At 39.7% G+C, this 11,924-nt stretch carries 10 protein-coding genes; 9 read left to right on the top strand and 1 reads right to left on the bottom strand.

Going from position 1 to position 11,924, the window contains the following annotated elements; all coding sequences use genetic code 11:
- Positions 1–4 precede the first annotated feature (4 nt).
- The gene (locus A6M13_RS00810) at positions 5–952 is read left to right on the top strand and encodes an MBL fold metallo-hydrolase (protein WP_066542213.1); all 948 of its coding nucleotides are present in this window, start codon (positions 5–7) and stop codon (positions 950–952) included.
- A 70-nt stretch (positions 953–1,022) separates the two neighbouring features.
- Positions 1,023–1,496: an S-ribosylhomocysteine lyase gene (locus tag A6M13_RS00815; protein WP_066542214.1), complete on the top strand. Its 474-nt coding sequence runs from the start codon at positions 1,023–1,025 to the stop codon at positions 1,494–1,496.
- Positions 1,497–1,551: 55 nt separating this feature from the next.
- On the opposite strand, the gene proC is transcribed toward A6M13_RS00815, so the two are convergent.
- Positions 1,552–2,352 carry a pyrroline-5-carboxylate reductase gene (gene proC, locus A6M13_RS00820; protein WP_066542215.1) on the bottom strand — a complete coding sequence of 267 codons (801 nt, stop codon included), beginning with the start codon at positions 2,350–2,352 and terminating at the stop codon, positions 1,552–1,554.
- 120 nt (positions 2,353–2,472) lie between these two features.
- On the opposite strand from proC, the gene A6M13_RS00825 reads away from it, so the two are divergent.
- From A6M13_RS00825 to A6M13_RS00855, 7 genes are all read left to right on the top strand, one after another.
- Positions 2,473–3,444 (top strand): tetratricopeptide repeat protein, encoded by a 972-nt coding sequence (locus A6M13_RS00825; RefSeq protein WP_066542216.1) that lies wholly within the window; start codon positions 2,473–2,475, stop codon positions 3,442–3,444.
- Positions 3,445–3,553: 109 nt separating this feature from the next.
- Positions 3,554–4,846: a trigger factor gene (gene tig / locus A6M13_RS00830; protein ID WP_066542217.1), complete on the top strand. Its 1,293-nt coding sequence runs from the start codon at positions 3,554–3,556 to the stop codon at positions 4,844–4,846.
- Between the two features lie 382 nt (positions 4,847–5,228).
- Positions 5,229–6,491 (top strand): ATP-dependent protease ATP-binding subunit ClpX, encoded by a 1,263-nt coding sequence (gene clpX, locus A6M13_RS00835; RefSeq protein ID WP_066542218.1) that lies wholly within the window; start codon positions 5,229–5,231, stop codon positions 6,489–6,491.
- Between the two features lie 344 nt (positions 6,492–6,835).
- Positions 6,836–9,160: an endopeptidase La gene (lon, locus tag A6M13_RS00840; protein ID WP_066542219.1), complete on the top strand. Its 2,325-nt coding sequence runs from the start codon at positions 6,836–6,838 to the stop codon at positions 9,158–9,160.
- 3 nt (positions 9,161–9,163) lie between these two features.
- The gene (yihA, locus tag A6M13_RS00845; protein ID WP_066542220.1) at positions 9,164–9,745 is read left to right on the top strand and encodes a ribosome biogenesis GTP-binding protein YihA/YsxC; all 582 of its coding nucleotides are present in this window, start codon (positions 9,164–9,166) and stop codon (positions 9,743–9,745) included.
- A gap of 159 nt (positions 9,746–9,904) precedes the next feature.
- On the top strand, positions 9,905–10,090 hold the full coding sequence (locus A6M13_RS00850) for a YjfB family protein (protein ID WP_066542221.1): 186 nt from the start codon (positions 9,905–9,907) through the stop codon (positions 10,088–10,090).
- A 90-nt stretch (positions 10,091–10,180) separates the two neighbouring features.
- Positions 10,181–11,878, top strand: a complete 1,698-nt coding sequence (locus A6M13_RS00855; protein WP_066542222.1) for a hypothetical protein — start codon at positions 10,181–10,183, stop codon at positions 11,876–11,878.
- Positions 11,879–11,924 lie beyond the last annotated feature (46 nt).

Here is an 11,924-nt window from a genome sequence, read left to right on the forward strand (position 1 = left end):
AGAGATGGTTCAAATCGTTGAAACAGAACGAATTACGGCGCACATTACACGCGTGCCATTACCATTACCGTATGATTTATTGTCGATGAATAGTTATGTTATTGAAGGGCAACAGGGATTAACGATACTTGATACGGGTGAGCATAATGAGGAAACGAAAGCAATCTGGCAACAAATTATCGGTACGCGTATTGTGGAGAAAGTGGTATTGACACATGGGCATGGTGACCATTTAGGCTGTGCGAATTGGTTGCGTGATACGTACGGCGCAACAATCTATATGTTTGATAAAACGGTTGAGCGTATGGAGCATTTACGTTACGGCTATGAACATGGTTACTACGATAATTTGACGACGAAAGTATTTGCTACGTACGGGGTCAATATGCCACTACGTGAAATTAGTACGGATAAAGATTTACGTCCATATATTGTCGAGCCAGATGTTGTCTTTACAACGAACGATCTAATTGCACTCGGCGATGACATGTACCGCGTGCTGTATACACCAGGCCATGCAGATGACCATGTCTGTTTTTATAATGAAGCGCATGAAACGTTATTTTTAGGCGACCATGTTATTGAAGCCATTAATCCAGTGTTACTCGCAACGCCGTATTTTTTAAATCCGTTAGGTGCATATTTAGCTTCATTAGAAGAGTTGCGCACGTACCGTGTTCAACACGCATTGCCAGGACATTTGCAAATTGTGCCTGATTTTGCTGCACGTGTCGAACGATTGCAAGCACATCATTTAAAGCGTGTTGCCCAAACGTATGAAGCGGTAGCAAATGGTCATGCAACATTAGAAGACATTACCGTTGCTATTTATAAAAAAGCACGCCATTCGACATATGCACAAGTGGTTGCGATGCTGCATTATTTAGTGGCACAACATAAAATTCAGCGTGTTGAAACGTCAACATTTCCAATATTTACTTTACTGACATAGTGAACTAGTTATATACTATTTAGAATAACGAGAAAAGTTCGTTTTTTCTGTGAATTTAGGAGGCAATATGATGACGAAAGATAAAACAAATGTAGAGAGCTTTGACTTAGACCATACAAAAGTGGCGGCACCGTACGTTCGCTTAGCAGGTGTGAAAGTGGGAGAACGCGGCGATGAAGTACGCAAATATGATATTCGCTTAAAGCAACCAAACATCGAGCATATGGAAATGCCAGCACTACATTCGTTAGAACATTTAATGGCAGACCGCATTCGTAATCATACCGACCAAGTGGTAGATTTATCGCCAATGGGTTGTCAAACAGGTTTTTATTTATCAATGATGAATCATGATAATTATGAAGAGGTACTCGATATTTTAGCAAAAACGGCACAAGATGTGTTAGATGCTGATGCAGTGCCAGCTTGTAATGAAGTGCAATGTGGCTGGGCAGCGAGCCATAGCCTAGAGGGAGCAAAGGCACTTGCACAAGAGTTTTTAGCGAAAAAAGATGAATGGCGTCAAGTATTTAAAGCAGAATAAGAAAAAGGCTAGCGAAAACCAGTAACGTTTCGCTAGCCTTTTGTATGTGTAATGATTATTTTAACACAGCATCTTTGTTCATCACGGCACGGATTGCTTCGTGAATCGTATGTTCAAACTGCTGGTCTTGTAGTGTCATAACACCTTCAATTGTTGTACCACCTGGTGAACACACTTGGTCGACTAAGTCATATGGATGTTGTTCGCCGATAGATTCTAATACCATTTTGGCACTTCCAAGAACAGAACTCGCTGCAATTTCAAGTGCGACTGCTTTTGGTAAGCCGTCACGTACGCCAGCGCGTGCAATAGCATCAATATACATATACGTAAATGCAGGTGACGAGCAGCCAGTGGCAGTGAAAATGGCAAATTGTGATTCTGGTAATTCAACGATTGAGCCAACTGTCGAAAACAATGTGCGCACAATTTGTTTTTGCTCGGCAGTTGCTGTTGCAGGTGCAGAGAAGCAACTTGTTGATGCGCCAACCATGGCATTAATATTTGGCATGACGCGGAAAACTATATTGTTTGGTAAGTAATGCTCGTAAAACGTCAGCGGTTTGCCAGCAGCAATTGAAATAAATAAATGATGTGGCTGTACATACGCTTGCATCTCTTGTAAGACGCTCGCCAGCATATCTGGCTTCACTGCTAAAATAATGACATCTGCGCTTTCTAAAACTTCTTTAGTAGAAAATCGTGCCGAAATGCCGTATGCTTCAACTAACTGATTTGTTTTTTCGACAGAGCGATTTATGCCGATAATTGTTTCAGGGGCAAAAATATTTGATTGGCACATGCCTTTAATAATAGCACTCGCCATATTACCAAGACCGATAAAACCATAGTTCATCTTCTAAAACTCCTTTATGTGTAACTTGCATCTTTAGAGTATAACGAATGGTGAAACGGATGGACAGTGTTTTGTTTATGAAGTGAGCGAAGACGTTTGAGAGATAGTAGGTGGAAGAAAATGAAACGAAAAGAGCCGTTACAAAAGAAGGGCAATATGATTTTACTGCCGGGCGTGATTGAACGAATACTCGATAGCGCGCATGAACATGCGGAGCATTATCGTTATGATCAAGCGGTAGAAGAGTTTGAAAAAGCGTTTGGACTTAGTGAGCCAAGCACACATTCTTTATTGGCGTACGCATATTGCTTATATGAAGTAAGACGTTTTCAAGATGCACGAGAAATATGCGAACAAGTGCTGACACATAAAAATATTCCGATGGTGGAAGTCATGGAATTATATTTAACGGTTTGCATGGAGTTAAAAGATTATGCGCATGTGACGACACTTGCGACAAGTTTATTGCAGCAATCATTAGAGGAAGAACAACGCGCGCGTATCGAGCGTATTTTAATGTTAAATCAAAAAATTGTGGAACGCATGCAAACACGCCAGACGATTGATGAGCAGCTCGATGAATTTTTAACGCTAAATATTCATGAACAAGACCAATTTGTCAGCCAGTTGTTTCAACAAAATATTCGACCGTATCAGCAACATATAGTCCGTTATATTGAGACAGAATCATTGCACCCACTTATTCGAGCGATGCTGTTAACCGTATTAGCAGAACAGCAAATCGATGTGGAGCTTGTGTATCCTCTAGAGGACCGTACGATTACGATAAACCCGACGCATTTACCAGGCGGACCATTTGATATGCCGCAATATAGCGCGTTAATGGAACTTGCGGAGCAACAATTAGATGATGATCCGACAAAGCTCGAAATGGTGCTTGACTTGATTAAACGCCATGCATTGTATGTGTATCCGCTTGATTGGGAAAGCATTTGCGGCTATACTACAAACGAAATGTTGGATGGTTATGTAGACTACGTAGAGATGCTATTTGGTAAAATTCAGGAAATGGATGTCGACTTAATTGACTGTATTCAGCGTATGGAGATAAGTATGAATATTGAGATGTAAGGAAATTTGTTGAATCTGGAATCATCTGTGTTATACTAAAGTGGTTGTCAAATCTTAATCGTTAAGTAAGTTGTCTAACAAGTGAAATTTAATTTTGGAGGGTATATACATGTCTGTAAAATTCGAAAAGCAAGAATCAAACACTGGTGTTTTAACTGTTGAAGTACCAGCAGAATCAGTAAACAAAGCATTAGATGCTGCGTTCAAAAAAGTAGTAGTAAAAATCAACGAGCCTGGTTTCCGTAAAGGTAAAATGCCTCGCGCGTTATTCGACAAAAAATACGGTGTTGCATACTTAGCTGAAGATGCATTAGACCTAATTATCCCAGAATTCTACTCTAAAGCAGTAGAAGAAGCGGATATTTTCCCAGTAGCACAACCAGAAATCGACTTCGATTTCGAGTCTTTACAAAAAGACACTGCGTTCACATTCACTGCGAACGTAACATTAAAGCCAGAAGTTGAGCTTGGCGAATACAAAGGTTTAGAAGTAACGAAACAAGACGCTACTGTAACTGATGAAGAAATCGAAGCTCAAATCGAAGCTGAATTAGCGAAAAAAGCTGAATTAGAAATCAAAGAAGAAGGCACTGTTGTTGAAGGCGACACAGCTGTAATCGACTTCGAAGGTTTCGTAGGTGAAGAAGCATTTGAAGGTGGAAAAGGCGAAGATTACGCTTTAGAAATCGGTTCTGGTTCATTCATCCCAGGTTTTGAAGAACAATTAGTAGGTGCTGCAACTGGCGAAACTAAAGACGTTTTAGTTACTTTCCCAGAAGAGTACCACGCTGCTGAATTAGCTGGTAAAGAAGCGAAATTCGTAGTAACTGTTAAAGAAATCAAAACAAAAGTATTACCAGAATTAAACGACGAGTTCGCAAAAGAAATGGACGCTGAAGTTGAAGGTTTAGACGCTTTACGTGCTAAATTAAAAGCAGCTACAGCTGACCAAAAAGAATTCGAAGCTGACGCTCAATTACGTGCTGACTTAGTAGCTAAAGCTGCTGAAAACGCTAAAGTTGAAATCCCAGCTGCTATGTTCGATACTGAAATCGAGCAAATGAAGCGTGAATTCGAACAACGTTTATCTCAACAAGGTTTAAACCTTGAGTTATTCTACCAATTCACTGGTCAAGATGCTGCGGCATTAGAAGCTCAAATGAAACCAGAAGCAGAACAACGTGTATTAGAAAACTTAGTTGTTGAAGCTATCGCTATCGCAGAAGCTATCGAAGTTTCTGAAGAAGATATCAACAAAGAAGTTTCTAACTTAGTAGCTCAATTCGGTATGACTGAAGAGCAAATCATCACTGCTTTAGGTGGTACTGACGCAATTAAAGCTCAATTAGTACCTCAAAAAACAGTTCAATTCTTAGTAGACAACGCTAAAATTTCTGAATAATTTTTAGACATTTTGCTGCGTGATGCAAAGCATGAAATAGTAACACAGAACAAGGTACGAGCAATCGTGCCTTGTTTTGTACCTATTTCTATACATAGTGTAATATTTTTAGCAAAACCATTGCTTTTTGAAAACATATACGTGCCATTTTTGTGGAAGAATGATAAAATTAATACTTACTATACATATAAGCGACATTTTCTTTTTAGCATCGTTTTGTGCCCATGAAACGCTACATACTCAATACGTCTGAAAAGTAAAAAAAGCATGTGAAAAATTGTTTGCAAATGTGCAAATGAGTGAAAATAAATGGAGCAATCAATATATTTGATAAAACAAACTAAATCTTGTAAGATTGTTGCTTGAATAGGGGTGACCAACATTGTTTAAATTTAATGATGAAAAAGGCAATTTAAAATGTTCATTCTGTGGGAAGCCACAGGAACAGGTACGTAAATTAGTAGCAGGACCTGGCGTGTACATTTGCGACGAATGTATCGAGTTATGTTCTGAAATTGTCGTAGAAGAACTAGGTGTAGAAGAAGAAGTTGAGTTAAAAGAAGTTCCGAAACCAAAGGAAATTTTAAATACGTTAGATGAATATGTAATCGGTCAAGAACGTGCGAAAAAGGCATTATCTGTAGCTGTTTACAACCACTACAAACGTATTAACTCAAACTCGAAAATCGATGATGTCGAATTATCAAAATCAAATATCGTTCTTATTGGACCAACAGGGTCTGGTAAAACATTACTTGCTCAAACATTAGCACGTATTCTGAACGTACCATTTGCAATTGCAGATGCAACGTCATTAACAGAAGCTGGTTATGTAGGGGAAGATGTTGAGAACATTTTACTAAAATTAATCCAAGCAGCAGATTATGATATTGAACGTGCTGAAAAAGGGATTATTTACATCGATGAAATCGATAAAGTAGCGCGTAAGTCAGAAAACCCATCGATTACACGTGATGTATCAGGTGAAGGTGTTCAACAAGCGTTATTAAAAATTCTAGAAGGCACAGTGGCGAGCGTACCACCACAAGGCGGACGTAAGCACCCACACCAAGAGTTCCTACAAATTGATACGACGAATATTTTATTCATCGTAGGTGGTGCATTTGATGGCATCGAGCAAATTATTAAGCGTCGTCAAGGCCAAAAGGTAATCGGCTTTGGTGCGAACAATTCAAAAGTAGCGGATGCAGATTCGTACTTATCACAATTAATCCCAGAAGACTTATTAAAGTTTGGTTTAATCCCAGAATTTATCGGTCGTCTACCAGTGTTAGCATCACTAGAGCAGTTAGACGTAGAAGCTTTAGTGCAAATTTTAACACAGCCAAAAAATGCACTAGCGAAGCAATACCAAAAAATGTTTGAGCTAGATGATGTTGAGTTAGAATTTGAAGACGATGCACTTGTTGCGATTGCAAAAGAAGCAATCGAGCGTAAAACAGGTGCGCGTGGTTTACGTTCAATCATTGAAGCGACGATGCTTGATATGATGTTTGAATTACCGTCTCGTGATGATATTGCAAAATGTATCATTACAGCTAAAACAATTACAGAAAAAGCGACACCAAAATTAGTGTTAGCAGACGGTACTGTGCTAGAGCAAGAAGGTAAAACTTCAGCCTAATAAACCACAAATGACAAGCTGACTTTGGCTTTTGTGCAAGCATTGCACAAATGTGTCCGAAGTCAGCTTTGTTTTTGCATTTTTTGCTGATTTTGCGGAGCTATCTATATAGTAGTGAGAGCATGATCGGTTATATACAATCATTTTTCATGATGTGGGTATCCTGTTATACCCGTACTTTATAGCGTTAAATGAGAAGCATTTTGCACATGGTTGTGCGAAATGTATTTTTCTACTAATTTGACGTATCGCAAGTGTAATGATGTGTTGAAATGCAGTTGTCATGGTACACTGTGTCTATACATATTGTTATGGTGAGAAATTTAACGGAGGTGTACGCCTACATGAAGAGAATTAAAAATACAACGAATATCCCATTATTACCGTTACGTGGTTTGCTTGTTTATCCAACAATGGTGTTACATATTGATGTTGGCCGTGACCGTTCAGTAGCTGCCTTAGAGCATACGATGAACGAAGACCGCATCATTTTTTTAACAACACAGCAAGATATGCGTACGGAACAGCCAAAGCAACAAGACATTTATGAAATTGGTACGATGGCTTTTGTGAAGCAAATGCTGAAATTGCCAAACGGTACATTACGCATTTTAGTTGAAGGTATTTCACGAGCAAAAATGCTTGCGTATCGTGAAGAATCGAAGTTTGCCGTTGCGGATGTAGAATTGCTTGCGGATAGCACGGAAAAAGATACAGAAACGGAAGCGTTAATGCGCGCCACGTTAACGTACTTTGAAAAATATGCGAAAACGTCAAACAAGATTACAACCGAGACGATTGAAACGGTGACAGCGATTGAAGAGCCAGGCAAGTTTGCGGATACAATCGCTACACATTTACCACTTAAAATCCAAGAGAAACAAGAGATTTTAGAAACATTAAGTGTGAAAAAACGTTTGGATGATTTAATGATTCGTTTGCATGATGAGCAAGAAGTGTTAAATTTAGAACGTACCATTAACACAAAAGTGAAGCAAGCGATGGAGCGTACGCAAAAAGAATACTACTTGCGTGAGCAGATGAAAGTCATTCAAAAAGAACTTGGTGACCGCGACGGTAAAACAGGTGAAGTATCCGATTTAATGAAGCGCATTGAAGAAGCTGGCATGCCAGAATCGACAAAGGCAGTCGCATTAAAAGAGCTTGACCGTTACGAGAAATTACCAACAGCAAGTGCTGAGTCAGGCGTTATCCGTAACTATATTGAGTGGCTTGTGAATATTCCATGGTCGAAAGAAACAGAAGACCGTTTAGATATTACACACGCAGAAGAAATTTTAAACCGCGACCATGATGGACTTGAAAAAGTAAAAGAGCGTATTTTAGAATATTTATCTGTGCGTCAATTAATGAACTCATTACGCGGTCCAATTATTTGTTTAGCTGGACCTCCAGGGGTAGGTAAAACAAGTTTAGCGCGTTCAGTTGCAGAAAGCTTAGGGCGTGAATTTGTACGTATTTCACTTGGTGGTGTACGTGATGAATCTGAAATTCGTGGTCACCGTCGTACGTACGTTGGGGCGATGCCAGGACGTGTCATTCAAGGGATGAAAAAGGCAGGTACAGTGAATCCAGTATTTTTACTAGATGAAATTGATAAAATGTCGAATGATTTCCGCGGAGACCCGTCTGCCGCGATGTTAGAGGTGCTGGATCCAGAGCAAAACAATACGTTTAGCGACCACTACATTGAAGAGCCGTATGATTTATCCAAAGTACTATTTATCGCAACAGCGAATGATTTAAGTACGATTCCAGGGCCGTTACGTGACCGTATGGAAATTATCTCAATCTCTGGTTATACAGAAGTAGAGAAGATGGATATTGCGCGCCATCATTTAATTCCGAAGCAAATGAAAGAGCATGGATTAAAGAAAGCGCAAATTACGTTCAAAGAAGAAGCGGTACAAGATGTTGTACGTTATTATACACGTGAAGCAGGTGTACGTAGTTTAGAGCGTCAAGTCGCAACGATTTGTCGTAAAGCTGCTAAAATTATTGTTTCAGGGGATAAAAAACGCGTGACAGTATCGTCTAAAGCAGTTATTGAGTTTTTAGGCAAACATCGCTTCCGTCATGGACAAGCAGAAACAGAAAATCAAGTCGGTGTCGCAACAGGTCTTGCTTATACAACAGTAGGTGGCGATACGTTGCAAATTGAAGTTTCAATTACGCCAGGTAAGGGCAAACTTCAGTTAACAGGAAAGCTTGGCGACGTGATGAAGGAATCTGCATCAATCGCGCTAACATATGTACGTTCGTTACAGCATAAATTAGCGTTAGCAGAAGATTATTTTGATAAACATGACATTCATATTCACGTACCAGAAGGCGCTGTGCCAAAAGATGGCCCGTCAGCAGGTATTACGATGACAACTGCAATCGTTTCAGCGATTTCAGGGAAAGCGGTTCGTCGTGAAGTAGGGATGACAGGTGAAATTACACTGCGAGGTCGTGTATTACCAATTGGTGGATTAAAAGAGAAGTCATTAAGTGCGCATCGTGCAGGCTTAACGACAATTATTTTACCGAAAGATAATGAACGTGACATTGATGATATTCCAGAAAGCGTCCGTCAAGAACTAACATTCAAATTAGTATCTACAGCAGACGAAGTACTTGCGGCTGCGTTAGACGGAGGTTTTTAAACAATGAAAGTGCATAACGTAGAAATGGTTATTAGTGCTGTTAGACCAGACCAATACCCAGAAGATGGCTACCCTGAGTTTGCCTTAGCAGGACGCTCAAATGTAGGGAAATCATCATTTATTAACCGTATGATTGGACGAAAAGCGCTAGCGCGTATTTCTTCAAAGCCAGGGAAAACACAAACATTAAACTTTTATAAAATTGAAGAGCAATTGTTTTTCGTTGACGTACCAGGCTATGGTTATGCGAAAGTATCAAAACGTGAGCGTGAAGCTTGGGGCAAAATGATTGAACGCTATTTCACAGGTCGTGAGCCACTGAAAGCAGTTGTACAAATTATTGATATTCGCCACGAGCCAACGACAGATGATTGCATGATGTATGATTTCTTAAAACATTACAACATTCCAGTGATCATCATTGCAACAAAAGCGGATAAAATTCCAAAAGGTAAATGGGACAAACATAAAAAAATCGTACGACAAGGTTTAGATATGGACCCAAATGACCCACTAATCGTCTTCTCATCAGAAAAAGGATTAGGATACGACGAAGCTTGGGCTGAAATTGAAAAACGTATGTAAGGATTAAAAAGGAGCGTGCTAAGAAATTTTTCTTGGTGCGTTTCTTTTTTTGTGTAATTTAGAAATTGTTTAGGCGAATGGTCGCGACTTTAAGGAAATCAAAAAAACACTAGAGTTTTAATGAAAGTAGCCGATACAAAATGCATGGAGGTGTAAGCTATGGATATCGCAGCTTTATCAACACAGTTAGCACAAGTCAATTTAATGCAAAATGTCTCTCTTGCCGTAACAAATATGGCAATGGACGCACAACAGCAAATGTCGACGGATTTAGTGGAGTCACTTGAAACAAGTGTACCAGCACCGCATCCGACATTAGGCCAAACAATCGATATTTCCGTCTAACAAACATGAGCTGTCTACGGTTTTTTCGTGACAGCTTTTGCGGTTTGTACAACGGTTTTACATATTGACAAATGTGTAGGAGGAACAAAAGTGAATAACAAATATGTATATGGGTTACTACTCGTACTGTTGTGCTTTTTGGCGATGCCATTTTCAACTGCATCAGCAGCAACATTTGATGGGGAGTTTGTAGAGGCAGTATACCAAGATGTGCTTGATGACAAGCAAAATGTCATTGGGGAAGAATTACATAAAATCATTCTGCGAAAAAACGGCCATGAGCGCGAGTTTTTTATGAATGATTTGGCGAATATGTATATTAACAATACGCAAACAACGATTGCAGGATTTAAACCGGGCATGCCGGTTATCGCAAAAATTACATTAGCGCGTGTCACGGAATTACGCGGAACATCTGTAGACAATTCAGGCGAAACACATGAGTTTGAAGAGGGCAATACGTCAACAGAAGGGCAAATTCCAGCCAATAGTCGTTCGGTTTCGGGCATTGTCACAGAAATTGACCCGTACGGTATGTTTGTAACGGTAAAGCCAGATAATAAGCAAGAAACGCAGTATTATTTAAACCGTGATACACAATATTTCAAAGCGAATAATCAAACGACATTAGCGGGGCTATTTGTTGGTGACCGCGTACAAATTCGTTTGTCATCGTCTACATCATCGACTGTATCACAGTTACGTATGTCTGACGAAGGGAAAAAAGTAGCCGGTATTTATAAAGGAACATTGCAATTATTTGCGAGCACGACGAACCGTATGACGATTCGCGGGGAGCAACAGTTTGCCAATTGGGATTTCCAAGCAACGAACGCTCGTAAATTAAAGGCGTATAAAACAACGAGCCGTACAACGTATTATGTTGGTGGTATGAAAGTGTCGAAAAACCAGCTACGCAATTATCGGGGCAGTGATGTGTATTACGTAACGACAAATATGTTTGGGCAAGAAACGGTTGAAAAAGTGATTGTGTTAAGTATGCGCGAACGTACATACACAGGCATTATTGAGCAAGTAAGCACAGCGTATAAATATATGCGTTTAAATACGCTTAATTATTTATACTATCATGACGGTTCGATTTTAGTCCGTAATGGGCGACTAATTGAGCCAACAAGTTTAGTGGCACAAGGGCAAGCATTTGCGGTAACACAGCCACAAGGAAATACAGAAGTAGCGAATATGATTTATATGACAACGAATGGTTTTACATCAGCGAGTTTAGCCGATCATGACGTGTATTATGCAGCGCTAGATTGGGTTGATGGCTACGGTGTTGAGCTATATGATGTGTTAAAGTTAGACAGCAATAATTGGCGCTATATCGGTACAGAACTAGAAGATGGCTTCTTACCGTTAGCTTATACAAATACAACAGCTGCACATGAAAATGCAAATGGCACGAATTTAAATGTAGATGTCGAAACAGAGTTAGAGTTGTATTTAGGTGAGTATGCGTATTTCTATGTACAAGATGGTGTCATTGAAGCCATTTACTTCCCTGACAGTACGGAAGCAGGCATTGTGATGACCGGAAATGTTAGCAATGTGAAAGCAAATCAACCAACAGAACTAACGATTCAATCTGCAAGTGAATGGGTGAACGGTAACTGGGAGACAGTAGATGCAACGCTATCACTCAATACAGATACAGCATTAATTGTGAAGGATGGTCGTGTTGTTACAATGCGTGACATTGCGAAAAATGACCATGTTTATGTACTAACAAATATGAACGGTGAAGCACAGCTTATATTTGTTAATTAAAATAATGGCAACGGGAGCTTTCTCGTTGCCGCTAAATGAAAGAGGC

The organism is Caryophanon tenue (assembly GCF_001700315.1).
Taxonomy (GTDB): Bacteria; Bacillota; Bacilli; order Bacillales_A; family Planococcaceae; genus Caryophanon; species Caryophanon tenue.

Bases quoted from the DNA above. Each gene is read 5' to 3' on its own strand.
- A6M13_RS00810 (WP_066542213.1), top strand. From the start codon at position 5: ATGGTTCAAATCGTTGAAACAGAACGAATTACGGCGCACATTACACGC.
- A6M13_RS00815 (WP_066542214.1), top strand. From the start codon at position 1,023: ATGACGAAAGATAAAACAAATGTAGAGAGCTTTGACTTAGACCATACA.
- proC (WP_066542215.1), bottom strand. From the start codon at position 2,352: ATGAACTATGGTTTTATCGGTCTTGGTAATATGGCGAGTGCTATTATT.
- A6M13_RS00825 (WP_066542216.1), top strand. From the start codon at position 2,473: ATGAAACGAAAAGAGCCGTTACAAAAGAAGGGCAATATGATTTTACTG.
- tig (WP_066542217.1), top strand. From the start codon at position 3,554: ATGTCTGTAAAATTCGAAAAGCAAGAATCAAACACTGGTGTTTTAACT.
- lon (WP_066542219.1), top strand. From the start codon at position 6,836: ATGAAGAGAATTAAAAATACAACGAATATCCCATTATTACCGTTACGT.
- yihA (WP_066542220.1), top strand. From the start codon at position 9,164: ATGAAAGTGCATAACGTAGAAATGGTTATTAGTGCTGTTAGACCAGAC.
- A6M13_RS00850 (WP_066542221.1), top strand. From the start codon at position 9,905: ATGGATATCGCAGCTTTATCAACACAGTTAGCACAAGTCAATTTAATG.